The sequence below is a fragment of the Blastococcus sp. SYSU DS0552 genome (genome assembly GCF_054050815.1).
Genome location: NZ_JBJHAB010000019.1, coordinates 1 through 22,925 on the forward strand (window position 1 = coordinate 1; position 22,925 = coordinate 22,925).

At 72.6% G+C, this 22,925-nt stretch carries 16 protein-coding genes; 8 read left to right on the plus strand and 8 right to left on the minus strand.

Features of this window, described 5'->3' with window-relative positions:
- Positions 1 to 195 precede the first annotated feature (195 nt).
- Positions 196 to 1,527: a crotonyl-CoA carboxylase/reductase gene (gene ccrA / locus ACI8AG_RS16985; RefSeq protein WP_456597955.1), complete on the minus strand. Its 1,332-nt coding sequence runs from the start codon at positions 1,525 to 1,527 to the stop codon at positions 196 to 198.
- Positions 1,528 to 1,626: 99 nt separating this feature from the next.
- On the minus strand, positions 1,627 to 2,085 hold the full coding sequence (gene mce, locus ACI8AG_RS16990; RefSeq protein ID WP_456597956.1) for a methylmalonyl-CoA epimerase: 459 nt from the start codon (positions 2,083 to 2,085) through the stop codon (positions 1,627 to 1,629).
- A 203-nt stretch (positions 2,086 to 2,288) separates the two neighbouring features.
- On the opposite strand from mce, the gene ACI8AG_RS16995 reads away from it, so the two are divergent.
- The 3 genes from ACI8AG_RS16995 (at position 2,289) to ACI8AG_RS17005 (ending at position 6,106) form a co-directional block, all read left to right on the plus strand.
- Complete coding sequence (locus ACI8AG_RS16995) at positions 2,289 to 3,479, plus strand: acetyl-CoA C-acetyltransferase (RefSeq protein WP_456588900.1); 1,191 nt, start codon at positions 2,289 to 2,291, stop codon at positions 3,477 to 3,479.
- Positions 3,480 to 3,552: 73 nt separating this feature from the next.
- Positions 3,553 to 4,575 (plus strand): methylmalonyl Co-A mutase-associated GTPase MeaB, encoded by a 1,023-nt coding sequence (gene meaB / locus ACI8AG_RS17000; RefSeq protein WP_456597957.1) that lies wholly within the window; start codon positions 3,553 to 3,555, stop codon positions 4,573 to 4,575.
- A 61-nt stretch (positions 4,576 to 4,636) separates the two neighbouring features.
- Positions 4,637 to 6,106, plus strand: coding sequence for a phytoene desaturase family protein (locus ACI8AG_RS17005; RefSeq protein WP_456597958.1), 1,470 nt, complete (start codon positions 4,637 to 4,639; stop codon positions 6,104 to 6,106).
- Positions 6,107 to 6,170: 64 nt separating this feature from the next.
- Here ACI8AG_RS17005 and ACI8AG_RS17010 read toward each other — a convergent pair whose 3' ends face one another.
- A complete protein-coding gene (locus ACI8AG_RS17010) occupies positions 6,171 to 6,305 on the minus strand; it encodes a hypothetical protein (protein WP_456597959.1) in 135 nt (44 codons plus the stop codon).
- A gap of 392 nt (positions 6,306 to 6,697) precedes the next feature.
- Here ACI8AG_RS17010 and ACI8AG_RS17015 point away from each other — a divergent pair, with 392 nt between their 5' ends.
- The 4 genes from ACI8AG_RS17015 (at position 6,698) to ACI8AG_RS17030 (ending at position 10,364) form a co-directional block, all read left to right on the plus strand.
- Complete coding sequence (locus ACI8AG_RS17015; RefSeq protein ID WP_456588896.1) at positions 6,698 to 7,204, plus strand: MarR family winged helix-turn-helix transcriptional regulator; 507 nt, start codon at positions 6,698 to 6,700, stop codon at positions 7,202 to 7,204.
- A 39-nt stretch (positions 7,205 to 7,243) separates the two neighbouring features.
- Positions 7,244 to 8,923: an acyl-CoA mutase large subunit family protein gene (locus ACI8AG_RS17020; RefSeq protein ID WP_456588895.1), complete on the plus strand. Its 1,680-nt coding sequence runs from the start codon at positions 7,244 to 7,246 to the stop codon at positions 8,921 to 8,923.
- A gap of 26 nt (positions 8,924 to 8,949) precedes the next feature.
- Positions 8,950 to 9,312 carry a VOC family protein gene (locus ACI8AG_RS17025; RefSeq protein ID WP_456597960.1) on the plus strand — a complete coding sequence of 121 codons (363 nt, stop codon included), beginning with the start codon at positions 8,950 to 8,952 and terminating at the stop codon, positions 9,310 to 9,312.
- A 92-nt stretch (positions 9,313 to 9,404) separates the two neighbouring features.
- Positions 9,405 to 10,364, plus strand: coding sequence for a tetratricopeptide repeat protein (locus ACI8AG_RS17030; protein WP_456588893.1), 960 nt, complete (start codon positions 9,405 to 9,407; stop codon positions 10,362 to 10,364).
- Between the two features lie 53 nt (positions 10,365 to 10,417).
- Here the strand turns inward: ACI8AG_RS17030 and ACI8AG_RS17035 are convergent, their stop codons facing one another.
- From ACI8AG_RS17035 to ACI8AG_RS17055, 5 genes are all read right to left on the minus strand, one after another.
- Positions 10,418 to 11,803, minus strand: coding sequence for a neutral zinc metallopeptidase (locus ACI8AG_RS17035; RefSeq protein WP_456597961.1), 1,386 nt, complete (start codon positions 11,801 to 11,803; stop codon positions 10,418 to 10,420).
- Positions 11,804 to 11,934: 131 nt separating this feature from the next.
- A complete protein-coding gene (gene glgB / locus ACI8AG_RS17040; protein WP_456597962.1) occupies positions 11,935 to 14,811 on the minus strand; it encodes a 1,4-alpha-glucan branching protein GlgB in 2,877 nt (958 codons plus the stop codon).
- A gap of 52 nt (positions 14,812 to 14,863) precedes the next feature.
- Complete coding sequence (locus tag ACI8AG_RS17045; protein WP_456597963.1) at positions 14,864 to 16,231, minus strand: maltokinase N-terminal cap-like domain-containing protein; 1,368 nt, start codon at positions 16,229 to 16,231, stop codon at positions 14,864 to 14,866.
- Complete coding sequence (gene treS, locus ACI8AG_RS17050; RefSeq protein WP_456588889.1) at positions 16,228 to 18,045, minus strand: maltose alpha-D-glucosyltransferase; 1,818 nt, start codon at positions 18,043 to 18,045, stop codon at positions 16,228 to 16,230. Before treS ends, ACI8AG_RS17045 begins: the two co-directional genes overlap by 4 nt.
- A gap of 111 nt (positions 18,046 to 18,156) precedes the next feature.
- A complete protein-coding gene (locus tag ACI8AG_RS17055) occupies positions 18,157 to 20,190 on the minus strand; it encodes an alpha-1,4-glucan--maltose-1-phosphate maltosyltransferase (protein ID WP_456597964.1) in 2,034 nt (677 codons plus the stop codon).
- A gap of 159 nt (positions 20,191 to 20,349) precedes the next feature.
- On the opposite strand from ACI8AG_RS17055, the gene glgP reads away from it, so the two are divergent.
- Entirely contained in the window at positions 20,350 to 22,899 is a 2,550-nt protein-coding gene (glgP, locus tag ACI8AG_RS17060) for an alpha-glucan family phosphorylase (protein ID WP_456597965.1), read from the plus strand.
- The last annotated feature ends 26 nt before the right edge of the window (positions 22,900 to 22,925 follow it).

Here is a 22,925-nt window from a genome sequence, read left to right on the forward strand (position 1 = left end):
CGCGACGACGACGGCGCCGGCCGCCCAGCTGCCCGCGTCGGTGGACGCGGAGCCTGGCGACACCGAGCGCACCGGCGTGGGGGGGGGGGGGGGGCCGGCGCCCCCCCCCCCCCCCCCCCCCCCGGTGAGTCGCTGGAACGGCCCCGTCCAGAGGCTCACCCCGAGCGCGCGAGGGGTGAGGAGGACGGGGTCCTGCTACACGCCGCGGAAGCGGTTGATCGCGTCGATGTGCTTCTCGCGCTTCTCGGCGTCCTTGACGCCGAGGCCCTCCTTCGGGGAGAGGGTCAGCACGCCGACCTTGCCCTGGTGGGCGTTGCGGTGGACGTCGAGGGCGGCCTGGCCGACCTCCTCCATCGGGTAGACCTTCGACAGGGTGGGGTGGATGAGGCCCTTGTCGATGAGGCGGTTGGCCTCCCACGCCTCCTTGTAGTTGGCGAAGTGCGAGCTCAGGATCTTCTTGAGGTTCATCCACAGGTACCGGTTGTCGTACTGGTGCAGGTAGCCGGTGGTGGAGGCGCAGGTGATGATCGTGCCGCCCTTCTTGGCGACGTAGACGCTCGCGCCGAAGGTCTCCCGGCCGGGGTGCTCGAAGACGATGTCGACGTCCTCGCCGCCGGTCAGCTCGCGGATCCGCTTCCCGAAGCGCTGCCACTCCTTCGGGTCCTGGGTCTCCTCGTCCTTCCAGAACTTGTAGCCCTCCGCGGACCGGTCGATGACCAGCTCGGCGCCCATCTTGCGGACGATCTCTGCCTTCTCCGGGCTGCTGACCACGCACACGGGGATCGCGCCGCCGTTGAGGGCCATCTGCGTGGCGTAGGAGCCCAGGCCCCCGGACGCGCCCCAGATCAGGACGGTGTCGCCCTGCTTCATGTTGGCGCCGTTCTTGCTGACCAGCTGGCGGTAGGCGGTGGAGTTGACCAGCCCGGGGCTGGCCGCCTCCTCCCACGTGAGGTGGGCCGGCTTGGGCATCAGCTGGTTGCTCTTGACCAGCGCCAGCTCGGCCAGGCCGCCGAAGTTGGTCTCGAAGCCCCAGATCCGCTGCTGCGGGTCCATCATCGTGTCGTCGTGGCCGGCCGGGTCCTCCAGCTCGACCGAGAGGCAGTGCGCGACCACCTCGTCGCCCGGCTTCCACTTGTTCACGCCCGGGCCCACGCGCAGCACGACGCCGGCGAGGTCGGAGCCCACCACGTGGTAGGGCAGGTCGTGCCGCTTGGTGAGCTCGGAGACCCGGCCGTAGCGCTCGAGGAAGCCGAAGGTGGAGACCGGCTCGAAGATCGACGTCCAGACGGTGTTGTAGTTCACCGAGGACGCCATGACGGCCACGATCGCCTCGCCCGGGCCGAGCTCGGGGGTCGGCACTTCGTCCACGTGGAGGGACTTGCGCGGGTCCTTGTCCTTCGTGGCCTGGCCTTCGAACATGTGCTGCTCGTCCTTGCGGACCAGCACGGCGCGGTAGGACTCCGGCACGGCCAGGCCCCCCAGCGCGTCCAGCTGGTCGGCGAGGATGGCGTCCCTGATCTCGTTCACGCGTACTCCCGGGTCATCGGTGGCCGTGGTCGGCCGGGCTCGGAGGGCGGTGCGGGTGCGGTGAGGTTACCGGTGGGTAACCGGCAGGATGGCGCGGGTTCAGCGGGCCGGCTCCACGAGCTCGACCAGGACGCCGCCGGCGTCCTTCGGGTGGACGAAGTTGACCCGGCTGTCCGACGTCCCGCGCCGGGGGGTGTCGTAGAGCAGTCGCAGGCCGCGCTCGCGCAGCGTCGCGCTCACCGCCTCGACGTCGTCGACCCGGAAGGCCAGCTGCTGCAGACCGGGACCGGAGCGGCCGATGAACTTCGCGATGGTGGACTCCGGCGTCAGCGGCGCCAGCAGCTGGATGCGGGTCTCCCCGGTGCCGACGGCGAGCATGGCCTCGCGGACGCCCTGCTCCTCGTTGGTCTCCTCGTGCACCGAGTGCACGCCGAAGGTCCGGGCGTAGAAGGCGATCGCCTCGTCCAGGTCGGGGACGGCGATGCCCACGTGGTCGATGGTCGTCAGCAGGCCCTCGGGCAGGCCGGGGAGGGCGGCGTCGTTGCTCACGCGAGGCATCCTGCCGTCAAGACGTCTGAGACGACAGGTCGTTGTGGTGGGCCTCACTCCCCGGACGTGACGGCGGCCACGAAATCCGCCCTGCCGCGCGTCGGATGCCCGTCCTATCCTTCCCGGAAGGCCCGACGCCGCGCCGGTAACGCCGTCGCGGTGCGTCCCGACAACGAGGTCGCCACCGGCGGCGGCCCGCCACTGGAGGCAGCATGTCCCGCTCGGTCATCGTCAGCGGCGCCCGTACCCCGATGGGCCGGCTCCTCGGCTCGCTCAAGGACTTCTCGGCGGCCGACCTCGGCGGCATCGCCATCAAGGCCGCGCTCGAGCGGGCCGGCATCTCCGGCGACCAGGTCGACTACGTGATCATGGGCCAGGTCATCCAGGCCGGCGCCGGCCAGAACCCCGCCCGCCCGGCCGCGGTGGCCGGTGGCATCCCGATGTCGGTGCCCTCGCTGACCATCAACAAGGTCTGCCTCTCCGGCATGAACGCCATCGCGCTGGCCGACCAGCTCATCCGCGCCGGCGAGTACGACGTCGTCGTCGCCGGGGGCATGGAGTCGATGACCCAGGCGCCGCACCTGCTGGCCAGCTCGCGGACCGGCACGAAGTACGGCGACACGAAGCTGATCGACGCGATGGCCCACGACGGGCTGTCGGACACCTTCGACCAGGTGGCCATGGGGGCGCTCACCGAGCAGGCCAACAGCCGCTACGACCTGACCCGCGAGGAGCAGGACGAGTTCGCCGCGGCCAGCCACCAGAAGGCCGCGCGCGCCGCCAAGGACGGGATCTTCGACGAGGAGATCACCCCGGTCCTCATCCCGCAGCGCAAGGGCGACCCGATCGAGTTCCGCGAGGACGAGGGGATCCGCCCCGACACGACCGCCGAGAGCCTCTCGAAGCTCAAGCCGGCCTTCGCCAAGGACGGCACGATCACCGCCGGCACCGCCTCGCAGATCTCCGACGGCGCCTGTGCCGTCGTGGTCATGAGCGCCGAGAAGGCCGCCGAGCTCGGGTGCACCGTGCTCGCCGAGATCGGCGCGCACGGCGTCGTCGCCGGCCCGGACGCCACCCTGCAGAGCCAGCCGTCCCGGGCGATCCAGAAGGCCTGCGAGCGCGAGGGCATCGACCCGACGTCGCTCGACCTGGTCGAGCTGAACGAGGCGTTCGCGGCGGTCGGCATCGTCTCCACCCGTGAGCTGGGCATCGACCCGGAGAAGGTGAACCCGAACGGCGGGGCCATCGCCCTCGGGCACCCGATCGGCATGAGCGGCGCTCGGATCGTGCTCGACCTGGCGCTCGAGCTGCGCCGCCGCGGTGGCGGTGTCGGCGCCGCCGCGCTGTGCGGTGGCGGCGGCCAGGGTGACGCGCTGATCCTGCACGTGCCCGCGAAGAGTTGAGCGAGCTCGCGAGCTCGACCGGGGAGCGGAGCACCCCCGGCACGTGGCTGACGAGCGCCAGCGAGGAGGCCGCGTGACGGAGGGGACCGCGGTCCAGCCGGCGGCTCCGGGCGCCCCTCGCGGGCGGCGGAGCCGTCGGGCCGCCGACGTCCCGACGCTGGTGGCGGGGGCCCGCGAGGGCGATGCCCGGTCGGTGGCCCGGTTGATCTCCCTGGTCGAGGACGCGAGCCCGGCGCTGCGCGAGGTGGCGGCGGCGCTCGCCCCGCACACCGGTCACGCCCAGGTCATCGGCCTGACCGGCTCGCCGGGCGTGGGCAAGTCGACGTCGACGACCGCGCTCGTGCGGGCGCTGCGGCAGGCCGGCAAGCGGGTCGGGGTCCTGGCCGTGGACCCGTCGTCGCCCTTCTCCGGCGGAGCCCTGCTCGGCGACCGTGTGCGCATGCAGGACCACGCCGGCGACAGCGGCGTCTTCATCCGGTCCATGGCCTCGCGCGGGCACCTCGGTGGGCTGTCCTGGGCCACGCCGCAGGCCCTCCGCGTGCTGGACGCCGCCGGGTGCGACGTGGTGCTGATCGAGACCGTCGGCGTCGGGCAGTCCGAGCTCGAGATCGCGTCGCTCGCCGACACCACGCTGGTGCTGGTGGCCCCCGGCATGGGCGACGGCATCCAGGCCGCCAAGGCCGGGATCCTCGAGGTCGCCGACGTCTTCGTGGTGAACAAGGCCGACCGGGACGGTGCCGACCAGACCGTGCGCGACCTGCGCTACATGCTCTCGCTCGGCGGCCGGCACTCCGAGGCCGGGCACTGGCGCCCGCCGATCTGCCGCACGGTGGCCGCCCGCGACACCGACAACGGGGTCGAGGAGGTCCTGGCGAGGATCGAGGAGCACCGGCAGTGGCTGGAGTCCTCGGGGGAGGGGCACCGTCGCCGCAGCGAGCGGGCCGCCCGCGAGATCGAGGCGATCGCGCTGGCCACGCTGCGCGAACGGATGGGTGACGTGCGCGGGTCCGCCGCGCTCGGGGCCCTGGCCGACGCGGTCGTCGGCGGCGGGACCGACCCCTACCGCGCCGCCGACGAGCTGCTCGGCCAGCTGTAGGCGCTGACCGGGCAGGGCGCGCCCGGTACGGCCAGGATGGACGGGTGAACGGACTACGGCATTGAACGGCAAGGCGGACGCCGTCGTGGTCGGAGCGGGACCCAACGGGCTGGCGGCGGCGCTCCGCCTCGCGGCTGCCGGCCTGCGGGTGCAGGTCGTCGACGCCGGCGAGCGGCCCGGCGGCGGGATGCGCACCGAGGAGCTCATGCGCCCCGGCTACCACCACGACGTCTGCTCGACCGTCCAGCCGCTGGCCGCCGCCGCGCCCTTCTTCCGCGAGTTCGACCTGCCGGCGCGGGGTGTGCGCCTCGTGCAGCCCCGGATCAACTTCGCCCACCCGCTGGACGGCGGCCGGGCGGCGGTCTCCCACCGCTCCCTGGAGCGGACCGCGGAGGGGCTCGGCGCGGACGCGGCCGCCTACCGTCGCCTGTTCGCGCCGCTGGTGGAGCACGGCGCCGACATCGTCGACTTCTTCCTCACCAGCCGGCTGCGCAGCTTGCCGACGCGCAGCCCGGTGCAGATCGCCAGGTTCGGGCTCACCGGCCTGCCCAACGTGCGCTGGCTGGCGCAGCGGTACTTCGGCACCCCGGAGGGGCAGGCCCTCATCGCCGGCGCTGCCGCGCACGGAATGCTCGACCTGCGCCGGCCGCTGACCTCGGCGCTGGGCATGCTGCTGACGATGCTGTCCCACCACGTCGGGTGGCCACTCGTCGAGGGTGGGTCGCAGAAGCTGGCCGATGCCATGGTCACCGCGCTCGAGGAGCAGGGGGGCGAGGTCGTCACCGGGCGCCTGGTCACCGACCTGCGCGAGTTCGAGGGCGTGCCGGCGGTCCTGCTCGACACCACGCCGGACGCCTTCGTGTCGATGGCCGGGGACCGGGTGCACGAGGGTTACCGCCGCTGGGTGCAGCGCTACCGGCACGGCGCCGGAGTGTTCAAGATCGACTGGATCCTCTCCGAGCCGGTGCCGTGGGCCAACCCCGACGTGCGCAGCGCCGGGACGATCCACGTCGCCGGCACTTTGGCGGAGACGATCGCGGGGGAGCAGGCGCCGAACGAGGGGCGGCTCACCGACCGCCCCTACGTGCTCGCCGTCCAGCCGACCGTGCCCGATCCCAGCCGCGCCCCGGACGGCGGGCACATCTTCTGGGCCTACGTGCACGTGCCGCACGGGTCCGACGTCGACATGACGCAGGCGATCGAGACGCAGATCGAGCGGTTCGCGCCCGGCTTCCGCGACACGGTCGTCGACCGCCACACGAAGAACGCCGTCGCGATGGAGCAGTGGAACCCCACCTACCGGGGCGGGGACATCTCCAACGGCCAGACGACGCTCTGGCAGATGCTGGCCCGCCCGGTCCCGCGCTGGAACACCTACAAGACGCCGGTGCGCGGGGTCTATCTCGCGTCGTCGGCCACCCCGCCGGGTCCCGCCGTTCACGGGGCCTGCGGCGACCAGGCCGCGCGCGTCGCCCTGGCCGAGGTGTTCGGCGTGCGGGAGGTCCCGCCGCTGCGGCCACCGCTGCACTGAGCCGCCCGGCCGTCGTCGAGTGGGCGGGGGGTCGAGCGGCCCGGACCCCACGCGGCGTCGAGGGTCAGTGCACGAGCCGCAGGGCCGCGGCGATGCGGGCGAGCAGCTGGACCGGGTCGGTGAGGTCCTCCGCGGTCACGAGGACGACGGCCCAGCCGGCCGCGGTGAGGCGGTTCAGGCGTCGGCGGTCCCGGGCCACGTCCTGCCGCTCGCCGTGCCACCGCCCCTCGTACCCGACCGCGAGCCGGTGGTCCGGCCAGGCGACGGGAAGGACCTACCTCCCTGCCCCCCACCACTCGCAGGCTCGCGGTGGGCCCCTGCAGGGAAGCCGCCGGGCAGGAGGAGTCGCAGCCGCGTCTCCTGCGGCGACTCGGCGAGCCCGTCGGCGAGGTGCACCGCGACGCGGGCCCGGCGGCAGCCCGGACCGCCGCCGCACCGGCCGCCGCACAGGCCGCGGCACGGACGGCCGTCCGGTCGACAGGCCTCACCCGGTGCCGGCCCGACGTGGTGACGGTCGGGGTCGACACCACGACAGGTCGGCACCGAGCGAGGGTGGCGGCGGGGGAACGTGGCGCAGGTACCGTGCCGCGCATGGTCCGACCGCTGGGGTTGCCGTTCGACCCGATCGAGCGCGCCGGGGAGACGTGGGAGAAGCACTTCGGGCCGTCCTCGGCGATGCGGGCGGCGACGTCGGTCTTCCGGGTCCAGCAGATCCTGCTCGCCCGCTTCGACGAGGTGCTGCGCCCCCTGGAGCTGACGTTCGCCCGGTACGAGGTGCTCGTGCTGCTCACCTTCAGCCGGTCGGGGGAGTTGCCGCTGAAGGTGATCGGCAGCCGGCTGATGGTGCACCCGACGAGCGTCACGAACGCGATCGACCGCCTGGTCGCGGCGGGCTACGTCGACCGCCGCCCCAACCCCGCCGACGGTCGGGGTGTCCTCGCCTCGATCACCGAGCGCGGTCGCGCCGTGGTGGAGGAGGGCACCCGGGCGCTCACCGGCATCGGTTTCGGCCTGGAGGACCTCTCGGTCGACGAGCACGAGATCCTGTTCGCCACGCTGCGCCGGGTCCGGCTGGGCGCCGGCGACGTCGCCGGGTGACCCTCGACACAGGATAGTTGGACGTCCTAGCATCTCGGCATGACCCAGGACGCGCGGCAGCGGTGGCAGCAGCGGTACGACGCGGCACTGGCCGCAGGTCGGGTGCGGGACGCGGACTTCACGACGCTCTCGGGCGTCGAGGTCGACCCGGTGTACGGGCCGGCCGACGAGAGCGCGGTGGAGGGCTTCGAGCGGATCGGTTACCCGGGTGAGTTCCCCTTCACCCGGGGCCTGCACGCCACCGGTTACCGCGGTCGGGCCTGGACCATCCGGCAGTTCGCCGGCTTCGGCAACGCGAAGCAGACGAACGAGCGCTACAAGATGATCCTGGCCGAGGGCGGCGGCGGGCTCTCGGTGGCCTTCGACATGCCCACGCTCATGGGCCGGGACTCGGACGATCCGCGCAGCCTCGGCGAGGTCGGCCACTGCGGCGTCGCCATCGACACCGCCGTGGACATGGACGAGCTCTTCGACGGCATCGACCTCGCGGGGACGACGACGTCGATGACCATCAGCGGCCCCGCCGTCCCGGTCTTCTGCATGTACCTGGTCGCCGCCGAACGCCAGGGCGCCGACATCGGGAAGCTGAACGGCACCCTGCAGACCGACATCTTCAAGGAGTACATCGCGCAGAAGGAGTGGCTCTTCCCGCCCGAGCCGCACCTGCGCCTGATCGGCGACCTGATGGAGTACTGCGCCGAGAAGATTCCGGCGTACAAGCCGATCAGCGTCTCGGGCTACCACATCCGCGAGGCCGGCTCGACCGCCGCGCAGGAGCTGGCCTACACGCTGGCCGACGGCTTCGCCTACGTGGAGCTGGGCCTGTCCCGCGGCCTGGACATCGAGCAGTTCGCGCCCGGCCTCTCGTTCTTCTTCGACGCGCACATCGACTTCTTCGAGGAGATCGCGAAGTTCCGCGCCGCGCGCCGCATCTGGGCCCGCTGGCTGCGCGACGTCTACGGAGCGACGACGGAGAAGGCCCAGCAGCTGCGGTTCCACACCCAGACCGCCGGCGTCTCCCTGACCGCCCAGCAGCCGGACAACAACATCGTCCGGACGGCGGTCGAGGCGCTGTCGGCCGTGCTCGGCGGCACGCAGAGCCTGCACACCAACGCGCTCGACGAGGTGCTCGCCCTGCCCAGCGCCAAGGCAGCGCAGATCGCGCTGCGCACGCAGCAGGTCATCGCCGAGGAGACCGGCGTCATGAACGTCGCCGACCCGCTCGGCGGCTCCTGGTACGTCGAGGCGCTCACCGACGAGATCGAGCGGCAGGCCGAGGAGATCTTCGCCCGCATCCGCGACATGGGCACCGACGGCACGATGACCTCGGGCATCCTGCGGGGCATCGAGGACGGCTGGTTCACCGGGGAGATCGCCGAGGCGGCGTTCGTCTACCAGCGGGCGCTGGAGAAGGGCGACAAGAAGGTGGTCGGGGTCAACACCCTGGTCGGCTCGGTCGACGCCCACGACAAGCTGGAGATCCTCCGGGTCAGCCACGAGGTGGAGCGGGACCAGAAGGCCGAGCTCGCCGAGCGCCGGCGGCAGCGGGACGACGACGCCGCGCGGGCGGCCGTCGCCCGCATGGTGGAGGTGGCCCGGACCGAGCAGAACATGGTGCCGGCCATGCTCGACGCGGTCCGCGCCGAGGCCACCCTCGGCGAGATCTGCGACGCGCTCCGCACCGAGTGGGGCGGCTACACCGAGCCCGCGCGGTTCTGACGTACCCGCCCGGCACGATGCCGGGCATGACCGACCACGTGCACCACGCCATCGACTACGTCGAGCTGACCGTCACCGACCTGGAGCGGGCGAAGCGCTTCTACGCCGAGGCGTTCGGCTGGGACTTCACCGACTACGGGCCGGCCTACGCCGGGATCCGCGGCGCGGGCGGCGGCCCGGAGGCCGGCGGCCTGCGGGTCGACGAGCAGCCGCCTCGGCCCGGCGGCCCGCTCGTCCTGCTCTTCTCGGCCGACCTCGACCGCACGGTCGCCGCCGTGGCGGCCGCCGGCGGTCGGGTGACCGAGGGCCCCTACCCGTTCCCCGGCGGTCGGCGGTTCCACTTCGCGGACCCGGACGGCAACGAGCTGGGTGTCTGGTCGGAGGCCTGACCGGGGCCGCTCGATGTGCCATGGGCGGCGCGGCTGGCACGAGCAGGGGCGGCCGGTAGGACCGGCGTGCGCGGGGTGGGATGATCGAGGTCATGCAGCCGACCCGTCCCGGACGCCCCGACCCGCGCGCGCAGGCCCAGCAGGCCCAGATGGCCGCCGCCATGGCCGGCGCCGTCGACCTCGCCGCCGTCAAGGCCCGCTCGGAGGCCGCAGCACGCGCCCAGACCGCCCCGCCGCCCAGCGCCTCCGCGCCGGCGGGCGCGGCGGGCGGCGCCGTCGTCGACGTCACCGAGGCCACGTTCCAGGCCGAGGTGCTGGACCGTTCGTTCCAGGTGCCGGTGGTGCTCGACCTGTGGGCCGAGTGGTGCGGTCCGTGCAAGCAGCTCTCCCCGGTGCTCGAGCGGCTGGCCGTCGAGGGCGGCGGCTCCTGGGTGCTGGCGAAGGTCGACGTCGAGGCCAACCCGGCGCTGGCCCAGGGGCTGCGCGTCCAGGGCATCCCCGCCGTCAAGGCGGTGTGGCAGGGGCAGCTGGTCGCCGAGTTCACCGGGGCCATCCCCGAGGAGCAGGCCCGCCAGTTCGTCACCGAGCTGGTGCAGGCCACCACCGGCGGCGCGGTCCCCGGCGCCCAGCCCCAGGAGGTGGAGGATCCGCGGCTGGACGCCGCCGAGGCCGCGCTCGAGCGTGGTGACCTCGCCGCGGCCGAGGCCGCCTACGAGGCGATCCTCGCCGAGGAGCCCGACCACCCCGACGCGAGCATCGCCCTGCGCCAGGTGCGGCTGTTCCGCCGGGCGGAGGAGGCGGGGCCGGAGGCGCTGGCCGCCGCGGACGCCGCGCCCGACGACGTCGCCGCGCAGACACGGGCCGCGGACTTCCTGCTGGGCACCGGCGACATCGAGGCCGCCTTCGACCGGCTGCTCGACGTCGTCCGCCGCACCGGGGGCGAGGACCGCGACCAGGCGCGCAAGCACCTGGTGGAGCTCTTCTCGGTCGTCGGCGACCAGGACCCGCGCGTCGCCGCGGCCCGCCGTCAGCTCACCGCCGCGCTGTTCTGAGCCGGCCCCGCTCCTCTTCCCGCGCGCATGCGAGCGGGGAGAGGAGCGGGCCTTCACCGGATGTCGCAGGCCTCGCCGCCGTCGAGGAAGCCGCTGCGGAAGGCGCCGACCAGCTCGAAGCCCGAGGCGTCGGTGTCGGGGAACACCTGCTCGTCGACGCCGTAGCGCAGCAGGAACTGCACGGCCTCGTCGAGGTCGCCCGGGCTGATCTCGGCCTCGACCACGTCGACGAACTCGGCGTTGTACCACTGCGCCTGGTACCAGCCGGTGAGGCAGACCGCCGACCGGGTCGCCTCGCCGTCGTCCACCGACAGGCCGGCCTGGTCGCGCACCGCGAGCGCGTAGGGGAGGGCCATGGCCGTGGCCAGCGCGAAGTCGCCGATCTCGTCGTAGGCCGGTACCGCGAGGTCGGTCTCGTCGATGTAGACGGTCAGCTCGTCGGGGCAGTAGCCCAGGTCCCGGCCGTCGAGCCCGTCGCAGGCCGGGGCGCTGCCGTCGAACCCGGCGATCTCGGGTTCCTCGAACCGACCGCCGAAGGCGGCGGGGAAGACGTCGCCCCAGAAGGCGGGCAGGGTGGCGCCCACCCAGTCGACGATGTCGGCGAAGTAGGCGTTCCCCTGGTTGAGGTCGGTCGGAGTGAACTCCGCGGCGGTGAACAGCCGGTCCTCGCCGAACGCGTCGCGGCAGGTGTCCAGACCGCTCTCGAAGCCGTCGTAGAAGGCCGAGACGCGGTCGAAGTAGGAACCGTGCGCCTCGACGTCGTCCGGGTCGCTGCCCACGTCGTCACGGAGCAGGAGGAACCCCCGGACGACGTCGTCGAGCTCCGGCTCGCGCAAGGACACGTGCGCGGCCTCCCCGTCGGCGACCCAGCGGGTCCAGGCGCCGGCGAGGCAGTCGGCCTGGGTCTCGTCCTGGATGCTGCGCCCGGACTCGGCGAACCCGAACCGGCCCTGCATGGCGTGCCCGAACTCGTGCGCCATGATCACCGGCACGAGGAAGCGTCCGTAGTCGTCGGAGAGCTCCTCCAGCAGCGCCCGGTCGTAGGCGATGACGTCGCAGGCCGGGTCGTAGAACGCGTTGCCGGCCACGTCCTCCGGCGCGGTGGGGGAGCCCGCGCAGCCGATCCCGGTCTGGGGGTAGGCGTTCCCGTCCAGGTCCTCGGAGTCCACGGAGAAGTAGCCCTCCAGCGGGGAGTACTCCTCCCCGAAGTACTCGGGGTAGGCCTGTGTCCAGAAGGTCTCGAGGTCGGCCAGGGCGTTGCGGGCGAACTGGTCGATCGGCTCGTCGCTCACGCCGATGATCGGGAACTGCTCGGCCGGCACATCGGTCGGTGCCCCGTCGGGGGGAGTGGCCTCCCCGCGGACCGTGCCGGTGGCGCAGCCGGAGAGCACCAGTCCCGCGGCCACCAGGGGGGCCACCCGGCGCAGCAGCTCTCTCATCCGGTGGCTCCTCCAGGCGGTGCGGGGCGCGCGTCCGGGAGGTCGCGCGCCGCACAGCATGCCCGGTGGCGCAGGACCCGACCACCACCCGGCAGCGCCGGAGCGGCGCGGCCGGGTGGTGGAACGCTGGATCAGCCCTCGTGCAGGAACCAGACGGTGCCCAGCGGCGGTGCCGAGATCGTCGCCGAGTACGGCTGGCCGTGCCAGGGCTCCGCCTCGGCCTCGATCCCGCCGTAGTTGCCGACGCCGGAGCCGCCGTAGCCCTCGGCGTCGGTGTTGAGCACCTCGCGCCAGTGCCCCGGGCGGGGCAGCCCGATGCGGTACTCGTGGTGCGGGGCGCCGGAGAAGTTGACGACGCAGGCCAGCGCGGAGCCCGCGACCGTCTCCTCGGCGGTGCCCTCTTCGCTGCCCTCCGCGGGGTCCGCCGCGGCTCCGGCTCCCTGCGGGGCGGCCCCGTAGCGCAGGAAGGACAGCACGTTGCCCGAGGCGTCGTTGGCGTCGATCCACTGGAAGCCGGCCGGGTCGACGTCCAGCGACCAGAGGGCGTCGAGCTCCTTGTACCGGCCGTTGAGGTCGGTGACCAGCTGGAGGATGCCGCGGTGCGCGGGGTCGTCGAGGTGCCACCAGTCCAGCGAGCGGCTCTCCGCCCACTCGGAGTCCTGGGCGAACTCCGATCCCATGAACAGCAGCTGCTTGCCGGGGTGGGCCCACATGTAGGCCAGGTAGGCGCGCAGGTTGGCCAGCTGCTGCCACCGGTCCCCGGGCATCTTCCGCAGCATGGAGCCCTTGCCGTACACGACCTCGTCGTGGCTGATCGGCAGCACGTAGTTCTCGCTGTACGCGTAGTGCATCGAGAACGTCAGCTGGCCGTGGTGGTAGCTGCGGTAGACCGGCTCCCGCTCGACGTAGGCGAGCGAGTCGTGCATCCAGCCCATGTTCCACTTGAAGCCGAAACCCAGCCCGCCCAGGTGGGTCGGCCGGGTGACGCCGGGCCAGGCGGTCGACTCCTCGGCGATCGTCATGACGCCGGGGACCTCGCGGTAGACGGTCGCGTTGAACTCCTGGAGGAAGGCCACCGCCTCCAGGTTCTCCCGGCCGCCGTACTTGTTGGGCTCCCACTCGCTGCGGGAGTAGTCCAGGTAGAGCATCGAGGCGACCGCATCGACGCGGATGCCGTCGATGTGGAACTCCTTGCACCAGTACAGGGCGTTCGCGACCAGGAAGTTGCGGACCTCCGACCGGCCGAAGTCGAAGACGTAGGTGCCCCAGTCCAACTGCTCGCCCCGGCGCGGGTCACCGTGCTCGTAGAGCGGCGTCCCGTCGAAGCGGGCCAGCGCCCACTCGTCCTTGGGGAAGTGGGCGGGCACCCAGTCGACGATGATCCCGATGCCGGCCTGGTGTGCCCGGTCGATCAGGTACCGCAGGTCGTCCGGGGTGCCGAAACGGGAGGTGGGCGCGTAGTAGGAGGTGACCTGGTAGCCCCAGGAGCCGCCGAAGGGGTGCTCGGCCAGCGGCATGAACTCGATGTGGGTGAAGCCGGCGTCCCGGACGTAGTCGACCAGTTCGTCGGCCATCTCGCGGTAGGACAGCCCCTCGCGCCACGAGCCGGCGTGGACCTCGTAGACGCTCATCGGGCGCTGGTGCCACCCGGCCTCGGCGCGCTCGGTCAGCCAGGCGTCGTCGCCCCACTCGTAGGTGGACTCCGTCACCACGGAGGCGTTCAGGGGCGGCACCTCGGTGGCGAACGCGAGCGGGTCGGACTTCTCGCGCCAGGTCCCGTCGGCACCCAGGACGTGGTAGCGGTAGCGGGTGCCGACCTGCACCCCGGGGATGAAGATCTCCCAGACGCCGGAGGACCCGAGCACCCGCATCGGGTAGGCGCGGGCCTCCCAGTAGTCGAAGTCGCCGGTGACCTTCACGCCGCGAGCGCTGGGCGCCCAGACGGCGAAGGAGACGCCCTCGACCGTGCCGCGCGGCGTCTCGTACCGCCGGACGTGCGCGCCGAGCACCTCCCACAGCCGCTCGTGGCGGCCCTCGCGGATCAGGTGCTCGTCGACCGGTCCGAGCGTGGGCAGCCAGCGGAAGGGGTCGTCGACCGTGTGCGTGGTCGTGCCGCCCTGCCCGTCCCCGTAGACCACCTCGATCCGGTAGTCCCCGGGCTGGCGGGGGAGGCGCGCCTCGTGGATGCCCCCGTCGTGCAGGCGCTCGGCCTCGTACCGGCTGCCGTCCTCGTCGAGGACGGCGACGCTGACCGCATCGGGCCGCAACGTGCGCACCGCCCAGCCCTCGGCCGTGCGGTGCGCGCCGAGGATGCGGTGCGGGTCGTGCGACCAGCCTTCGACGATCGCCCGGAGGTCCTCCTCGCCGAACTCCTCGATCCCGCTGTCCTCGGCGGCGCCGGCGGTCGTACCGCCGGCGGGGGACGGAGCGCCGGCCGGCAGGACCGGCGCAGCCGGCCCCGCCGAGCCCCCGGTGGTCGCCCGGTCCTCGGTCGGCGCCTGCGGGGTGTCGGGCTGGGCCGGGTCGGGGTCGGGGGCTTCCGGCTGCCCGGCCGGGGCGCCGCTGGGGGAGCCGGGCTCGGCGACGGGGGCGGGGGCCACCACCGGGTTGGCGGTGATCTCGGTGTCCTCGCTGCCGGGCTCCGGCGTGGCCTCGGTGGCCGTGGGCGCGGCGGCGACCTTCTTCGCCGTCGCCCGCTTGGTTGCCGTCGCCCTCGTGGTGGGCGTCGCCGCGTCGGCGGCGGCCGCCTTCTTGGCCGGGGTCGCCTTCTTGGCCGGCGCCGCCTTCTTCGCGGCCGGGGCCTTCTTCGCGGGCGCCTTCTCGGCGGACGTGGCCTTCTCGGCGGGCGCCTTCTTCGCCGCGGCGCGGCGGGTCGTCTTCTTCGCCGGTTCGGCGTTCACGACCGGGCCGCCGGCAGCTGCCTCGGCCTCGGCCACCTTCCGGTCCACGGCGCGCTGCAGATCGTCCTTGTCGGCCACGTGGCTCTCGCCTCGGTCGTCGGTCGTCATCGTCTCGCCGTCCTCGTCCGTTCTCGGTGCTCTGGTCCGTCGGTTCGGGGGCTCAGTCGCGGCCGGCGAGCCGGGCGATCGACTGGAGCGGGATCATCAGCCAGTGCGGACGGTTCCTCGCCTCGTAGACGCATTCGTAAACCGCCTTGTCGGCCTCGAACGCCCGAAGGAGTGGTGACTCCCCGCACGGGTCCAGGCCGCTGGCCTCGGAGTAGCCGGCGCAGAAGGCGGCCCGGTTCCGTGCCGCCCACTCCTGGGCGCGGTACTCGCGCTGTGGGTCCTCCGGCTGCTCGACGAGCAGGTGCCGGGCCGCGTAGTCGAAGCTGCGCAGCATGCCGGCGACGTCGCGCAGCGGGCTGTCGAGCTCCCGGCGGGACGCGAGCGGGCGGGCCGGCTCGCCCTCGAAGTCGAGGATGATCCAGCCGGTGGCGGTGCGCAGCACCTGGCCCAGGTGGAGGTCGCCGTGCACCCGCTGGCGGACGACCTGCTCGCCGCTCTCGGCGACGGCGGCGTAGACCTGGCGCAGCGCGTCCGCGTGCTCCTGCAGCTGCGGCACGATCTCGATCGCGGCGTCGAGCCGCTCAGACATCTGCCGGGCCACGGTCGGGTACCAGTCCGGCGCGGCCTCCTCCGTGGGGAGGACCGCAGCCATGTCGGCGTGCACCGAGGCGGTCGCCGCACCCAGCCGCTCGCTGTCGGCCGCGAAGTCCCCACCCACCTCGTCGGCGTGCAGGTCACCCTCGGCGTACAGGTCGCGGACGCTCGCGGTCGCCAGCCGCCAGCCGTCGCTGGCGTTGGGCACGAACGTCTGGAGCATGGCCACGGTGGCCGGTTCGCCGCCCGCCGGGTCGTCGATCTCCACGTGACCCAGCAGCGGGGCGATGTGCTCGTTGTCGGTCCGGCGCAGGGCGCCGTGGATCTCGACGTCGGGGTTGAGCCCGGGCTCCAGCCGCCGGAAGAGCTTGAGGATCGCCTCCTGGCCGTACACCAGCGAGGTGTTGCTCTGCTCGGTCGAGACGATGTCGCCCGGCAGGCCAGCGGGGATGTCGCCCTCGCCGGCGGGGGAGAAGTGCATCGGGCCCACCGAGGAGCCGTTGGCCAGGTGGATCAGCCACGGCGCGGTGGCCTCCCGATCGCGCATCGCGTCGTAGGCGTACGTCTCCTGCCCCTCGCCCACGACCGCGCCGATGTAGGCCGCTCCCAGCTCCTCGGCCTGCTGGTCGCGCCAGGAGATCGGCACCAGGTAGGTGTCGCGGGCGCCGTCGGTGTACTCGATCCGCACCCGGTGCACCGACAGCACCGGGTTGCCGCGGTCGAGGAAGAAGCCGTCCTCGGTGACCCCGGCCCACTCGCGGCCCTTGCCGCCGAACCACCGCTGCTGCGGGATCCACTCGCGGAACAGGTCGATCAGTGCGCTCATCGGGCATCTCCGGACTCGTCGGACGGCTCGTCGGCGGCGCTCACCACGCCCGCGGCCAGCAGGGAGTCGGCCACGGCGCTGGAGGTGGCGCTGGCCCAGTCCTCGTGCTCGTCGGCGGCGGGCTCGGTCGGCTTGGAGAGCTCGAACCAGTAGAAGCCGTGGCCGGCGAGGGTGAGCATGTACGGCAGGACGCCGATCTGCGGGAACTCCACCCGCCCGGTGAGCTCGATCGGCGTGTAGCCCTCGAAGCGGCGCAGGTCCAGCTCGACCGGCTGCGGGAAGCGCGACAGGTTGTTGACGCAGAGCACGACGTCGTCGCCGAACTCGCGCACGAACGAGAGCACCGTGGGGTTGCGCGAGCCGATCTCGGCGTAGCTGCCCAGCCCGAAGGTGGGGTGCTGGCCGCGGACCTGGATCATCCGCCGGACCCACTGCAGCAGCGAGTTGGTGTTGCGCAGCTGGGCCTCGACGTTGGTGACCTGGTAGCCGTACACCGGGTCGGCGTTGAGCGGCAGGTACATGCGCTGGGGGTCGGCGGTGGAGAACCCGCCGTTGCGGTCCGGGGTCCACTGCATCGGCGTCCGGACGCCGTCGCGGTCACCGAGCCAGATGTTGTCGCCCATGCCGATCTCGTCCCCGTAGTAGAGGACCGGGGAGCCCGGCAGGCTCAGCAGGAGCGCGTTGAACAGCTCGAGGGTGTTGATGTCGTTGTCCAGCAGCGGGGCCAGCCGCCGGCGGATGCCGATGTTGGCCTTCATGCGGGGGTCCTTGGCGTACTCGTCCCACATGTAGTCGCGTTCCTCGTCGGTGACCATCTCGAGCGTCAGCTCGTCGTGGTTGCGGAGGAAGACGCCCCACTGGCAGTTGTCCGGGATGTCCGGCGTCTGCGCCATGATCTCCGAGATGGGGAAGCGCTGCTCCCGGCGCACCGCCATGAACAGGCGCGGCATGACGGGGAAGTGGAACGCCATCTGGCACTCGTCGCCGTTCTCGCCGAAGTACTCGACGACGTCGGCCGGCCACTGGTTGGCCTCGCACAGCAGCACCGTGTCCGGGTAGTTGGCGTCGACGACCTTGCGCACCTCCTTGAGGAACTCGTGGGTGCGCGGGAGGTTCTCGCAGTTGGTGCCCTCCTCTTCGAAGAGGTAGGGCACGGCGTCGAGCCGGAAGCCGTCGATGCCGAGGTCCAGCCAGAAGCGCAGGGCGTCGATGATCGCCTCCTGCACCTTCGGGTTCTCGAAGTTCAGGTCGGGCTGGTGGGAGAAGAACCGGTGCCAGAAGTACTGCTTGCGCACCGGGTCGAACGTCCAGTTGGAGCTCTCGGTGTCGACGAAGATGATCCGGGCGTCGGAGTAGCCGGTGTCGTCGTCGGCCCAGACGTAGAAGTCGCCGTACGGGCCGTCGGGGTCGCTGCGGCTGGCCTGGAACCACGGGTGCTGGTCCGAGGTGTGGTTCATGACGAAGTCGATGATCACGCGCATGCCCCGGGCGTGGGCCTCGTCGAGGAACTCCTTGAAGTCCTCGATGGTGCCGAACTCGGGCAGCACCGCCGTGTAGTCGCTGACGTCGTAGCCGCCGTCGCGCAGCGGGGAGGCGAAGAACGGTGGCAGCCACAGGCAGTCGACGCCGAGCCACTGCAGGTAGTCCAGCTTGTCCTTCATGCCGCGCAGGTCGCCGACGCCGTCGGCGTTGCTGTCGGCGAAGCCGCGGACGAGCACCTCGTAGAAGACCGCGCGCTTGTACCACTCGGGGTCGGTGCCCGGCGGCGGGAGCGCGGACCGGTGCGAGGGGGAGTCGGGGACGGGAACGTTCATCGGGAGCGGGTGCCCCTCTCCTGTCGTGCCTGGGGTGGAAGTGCGCGGCCCGCCTGCCGGGGCCCGCCGCGAGCACGCGAGCGGTGGGGGTGGGGGCAGGCGGGTCCTCTTTCAGTCGACCGGCGGGGGGAACTGCACGGGCCGCGGGAAGGTGACCGAGAAGACGTGGGCGGGTTCCCGGTAGGGGTCGAGCTCCACGTAGTTGAACTGGCCCCAGTCGTAGCGGGCGCCGGTCAGCTCGTCGGTGACCCCGAATCGCTCGTGCCAGTCCAGGCCCAGCGTCGGCAGGTCCAGCGCCGTCGTCCCGATCTGGGTGTCGCGGCTGGACAGGTTCACGACGACGATGACGGCGTCGTCCGAGCCCGGGTCGGTCTTGGAGAAGCAGAGCAGGTTGGGGTTGTCGACCTGGTGGAAGCGCAGCGTGCGCAGCTGCTGCAGCGCCGGGTGGGCGCGCCGCACCTCGTTGAGCCGTCGCAGGTACGGGGCGAGGCTCCGGCCCGACGCCTCCGCGCCGGCCCAGTCGCGCGGGCGCAGCCGGTACTTCTCGCTGTCCAGGTACTCCTCGCTGCCCGGCTTCACCGCTACGTGCTCGAAGAGCTCGAACCCGGAGTAGACGCCCCAGGTGGGGCTCATCATCGCCGCGAGCGCGGCGCGGATCTTGAACATCGGCGGGCCGCCGAACTGCAGCGACTCGTGGAGGATGTCCGGGGTGTTCACGAAGAAGTTGGGCCGCATGTAGTGGCTGTTCGCGGCCAGCTCCCGGCCGTACTCCTCCAGCTCCTCGCGCCCGGTGCGCCACGTGAAGTACGTGTAGGACTGCGTGAAGCCGATGCGCGCCAGCTGGTGCATCATCGCCGGCCGGGTGAACGCCTCGGCGAGGAAGAGCACGTCGGGGTGGCTCTGCTTGACGTCCCAGATCAGCCAGTGCCAGAAGTTCAGCGGCTTCGTGTGCGGGTTGTCGACGCGGAAGATCGTCACCCCGGCGTCGATCCACACCTGGATCACCCGGCGGCACTCCGCGTAGATGCCCTCGGGGTCGTTGTCGAAGTTGATCGGGTAGATGTCCTGGTACTTCTTCGGCGGGTTCTCCGCGTAGGCGATCGTGCCGTCGGGCTTGGTCGTGAACCACTCCGGATGGGTCTCGACCCACGGGTGGTCCGGCGCGGCCTGCAGCGCGAAGTCGAGCGCGACCTCCATGCCCAGCTCCCGGGTGCGGGCGACGAAGGCCTTGAAGTCGTCCATGGTGCCCAGCTGCGGGTGGACGGCGTCGTGCCCGCCCTCGTCGCTGCCGATGGCCCACGGGGAGCCCACGTCGTCGGGGCCCACGTCGTGCGGGTTGCCGCCGGGGAACTGGCTGGAGTTCGGGCCCTTGCGGTTGACCTTGCCGATCGGGTGGATCGGGGGCAGGTAGACCACGTCGAAGCCCATGTCCGCGATCGCCGGCAGCCGGTCGGCGGCGGTGGTGAAGGTGCCGTGCGTCGCGACGCCGCCCACGACGGGGCCCTCCGACCGCGGAAAGAACTCGTACCAGGAGCCGTAGAGGGCCTCGCGACGGTCGACCCACACCTCGTACCGGGGGGAGCGGGTGACCAGCTCGCGCACCGGGTGCTCGTAGAGGTAGCGCTGGAGCCCGGCGGCCAGCGCCGGGGCGATGCGCACGGTCAGCTCCTGCGAGGTGTCGCGGAGCGCGGCGGCGGCGGCCTCCACCCGGCCGCGCCAGTCCTCCTCGGCGTCCGCGGCCACCCGGTCGAGCAGCCGGGCGCCCTCCTCCAGGTCGTTGGCCAGCTCGTCGGCGCCCTGGCCGGCCTCGACCTTGACCTCGACGGCGTGCCGCCAGGTGGCCAGGGGGTCGCTCCAGGCCTCGATGCGGAAGGACCAGGAGCCCTCGCGGTCGGGGACCACGGTGGTGAGCCAGCGGTCGGGCTCCTGCCCGTGCTTCGCCAGGCGGCGCAGCGGGCCGGGGTCGTCCTCGGCGCCGGGTGGGATCCACACGACGTTGGCCGCGACGGCGTCGTGGCCCTCGCGGAAGACGGTGGCGGTGATCGGCAGGTGTTCACCGACCACCGCGCGGGCCGAGAAGGACCCGCAGGACACGACGGGGGCGACATCGGTGATGCCGAGGCGGAGATCAGCGCGGCCAGTCATCGCCGACCACGCTACTGAGCTGCCGCCTCACCAGCATCTCGGCCGCTCGTCCGCAGCTCCCGCCTCACCCGTCCGGGGTCGGTGGCCTGCTCCGGCGGGCTCCGCGGGGCACCGCGCGACGGACGCGACGGAGGGCACGCAACTCGTTAGGCTCGCCGGGTGCGAGCTCTTCGTCGGTTCACCGTCCGCGCGGCTCTGCCGGAGCCGCTCCTGCCGCTCTCCCAGCTGGTGACGAACCTGCGCTGGTCCTGGCACGTCGAGACCCGCGACCTGTTCGAGGCCCTCGACCCCGATCTGTGGGGCCGCTGCGGCGGCGACCCGGTGCGCGTGCTGGGGGAGGTGTCGGCCGAACGCCTGGCCACCCTGGCCAAGGACCGGCGGTTCGTCCGCCGGCTGACCGACGCCGTCGACGACCTGGAGGAGTACCTCGCCACCCCGCGCTGGTACCAGTCGCTGGGTGACGAGGCGCCGCGGAGCATCGCCTACTTCTCCGCCGAGTTCGGCATCAGCGAGGTGCTCCCGCAGTACTCCGGCGGCCTGGGCATCCTCGCCGGCGACCACCTGAAGGCCGCCTCCGACCTCGGCGTCCCGCTGATCGGCGTGGGCCTGCTGTACCGGGCCGGGTACTTCAGCCAGGGGCTGTCCGCCGACGGGTGGCAGCTCGAGCACTACCCCTCGCTGGACCCGCACGGCCTGCCGATCAAGCTGCTCCGCCAGGCCGACGGCTCGGCCGTGGTCATCACCGTGCCGCTGCCGGAGGGGCGGACCCTGCACGCGCACGTCTGGCGCGCGCAGGTCGGCCGGGTCTCGCTGCTGCTGCTGGACAGCGACATCGAGGAGAACGCCCCGGGCGAGCGGCTGGTCACCGACCGGCTCTACGGCGGCGACGAGGACCACCGCCTCCGGCAGGAGATGCTGCTGGGCATCGGCGGGGTGCGGGCGCTGCGCGCCTACTGCTCGCTGACCGGCACCCCGCAGCCGGAGGTGTTCCACGCCAACGAGGGCCACGCCGGCTTCCAGGGCGTCGAGCGCATCCGGGAGCTCACCGAGGCGCACGGTCTCACCTTCGCCGAGGCGCTCCAGGCCGTGCGCGCGGGCACCGTCTTCACCACCCACACCCCCGTGCCGGCCGGCATCGACCGGTTCCCGAAGGCGCTCATCGAGCGTTACTTCACCGGCTTCGGCGTGCCGATGGACCAGCTGCTCCCGCTGGGCGCCGAGGACGACCCGACGAAGTTCAACATGGCGCACATGGGCCTGCGCCTGGGCCAGCGGGCCAACGGGGTGAGCGCGCTGCACGGGCACGTCAGCCGGGGGATGTTCAACGACCTGTGGCCGGGCTTCGACGAGAGCGACGTGCCCATCAGCTCCATCACCAACGGCGTGCACGCCCCCACCTGGACCGCGCGCGAGCTGGTGGAGATGGGCACCCAGACCTCCAGCCAGGGCGATCCGGTCACGGTCGACGGGCCGGTGCACTTCGACGGCGTCGACAAGATCCCCGCCGACGTCCTGTGGGGCGTCCGCCGGGCGCTGCGGGGCCGCCTCGTCGAGGAGGTGCGCCGGCGGATCCGGGAGACCGCGCTGTCCCGCGGCGCCACCGAGACGGAGGTGGGGTGGACCGACACCGCCTTCGACCCCGACGTGCTCACCATCGGCTTCGCCCGCCGGGTGCCCTCGTACAAGCGGCTGACGCTGATGCTGCGCGACCCGGAGCGGCTCAAGGCCCTCCTCCTGGACCCCGAGCGACCCCTGCAGCTGGTCATCGCCGGGAAGAGCCACCCCGCGGACGACGGCGGCAAGCGGCTCATCCAGCAGATGGTGGAGTTCGCCGACGACCCGGAGATCCGCCACCGGATCGCGTTCCTGCCCGGCTACGACATCGGGATGGCGCGCTACCTCTACTGGGGCTGCGACGTCTGGCTGAACAACCCGCTGCGCCCGCTCGAGGCCTGCGGCACCTCGGGCATGAAGGCCGCGCTCAACGGCGGCCTGAACCTCTCCATCCGCGACGGCTGGTGGGACGAGTGGTTCGACGGGCAGAACGGCTGGGCGATCCCCACCGCCGACGGCGTCGCCGATTCCGACCGCCGCGACGAGGTGGAGGCCCGGGCGATCTACGACCTGCTGAGCACCCAGGTGCTGCCGCGCTTCTACGAGCGGGACAGCGACGGCGTGCCGGGTCGCTGGGTCGAGATGGTGCGGCACACCCTGCGCGAGACCGGCCCCAAGGTCCTGGCCACCCGGATGGTCCGCGACTACGTCCGGGGGCTGTACGTGCCGGCCGCCGGCTCGGCCCGTGCGATGGCCGCCGACGGCTACGCGCCGGCGCGCTCCGAGGCCTCGTGGCGGGCGCACCTGCTGTCCCAGTGGCACGACGTCCGCGTCGCCCACGTCGAGGCGACCGGCGCCGGCGACACCCCGGAGATCGGCTCGACCCTCGCGCTGCGGGCCGAGGTCGAGCTGCCGGGGCTGCAGCCCGGCGACGTCCAGGTGCAGGCCGCCTACGGCCGGGTCGACGACGCCGACGGGCTGCACGAGGTGACCACCGTGCCCATGGCGCACGAGCACGCGGACGGGACGCGCCACTGGTTCACCGCCACCGTGCCGCTGGAGCGGACGGGCGCCTTCGGCTACACGGTGCGCGTCCTCCCGCACTCGGAGCACCTCGCCGATCCGGCGGAGCTCGGCGTGGTGAGCACGGCGTAGCCGGGCTCAGCCGGCTCATCCACCAC

Coding starts and splice junctions, on each gene's coding strand:
- ACI8AG_RS17015 (WP_456588896.1), top strand. CDS start 6,698: ATGGTCCGACCGCTGGGGTTGCCGTTCGACCCGATCGAGCGCGCCGGG.
- ACI8AG_RS17030 (WP_456588893.1), top strand. CDS start 9,405: ATGCAGCCGACCCGTCCCGGACGCCCCGACCCGCGCGCGCAGGCCCAG.
- ACI8AG_RS16995 (WP_456588900.1), top strand. CDS start 2,289: ATGTCCCGCTCGGTCATCGTCAGCGGCGCCCGTACCCCGATGGGCCGG.
- ACI8AG_RS17045 (WP_456597963.1), bottom strand. CDS start 16,231: ATGAGCGCACTGATCGACCTGTTCCGCGAGTGGATCCCGCAGCAGCGG.
- glgB (WP_456597962.1), bottom strand. CDS start 14,811: ATGACGACCGACGACCGAGGCGAGAGCCACGTGGCCGACAAGGACGAT.
- treS (WP_456588889.1), bottom strand. CDS start 18,045: ATGAACGTTCCCGTCCCCGACTCCCCCTCGCACCGGTCCGCGCTCCCG.
- ACI8AG_RS17035 (WP_456597961.1), bottom strand. CDS start 11,803: ATGAGAGAGCTGCTGCGCCGGGTGGCCCCCCTGGTGGCCGCGGGACTG.
- mce (WP_456597956.1), bottom strand. CDS start 2,085: ATGCCTCGCGTGAGCAACGACGCCGCCCTCCCCGGCCTGCCCGAGGGC.
- ACI8AG_RS17025 (WP_456597960.1), top strand. CDS start 8,950: ATGACCGACCACGTGCACCACGCCATCGACTACGTCGAGCTGACCGTC.
- ACI8AG_RS17055 (WP_456597964.1), bottom strand. CDS start 20,190: ATGACTGGCCGCGCTGATCTCCGCCTCGGCATCACCGATGTCGCCCCC.
- ACI8AG_RS17020 (WP_456588895.1), top strand. CDS start 7,244: ATGACCCAGGACGCGCGGCAGCGGTGGCAGCAGCGGTACGACGCGGCA.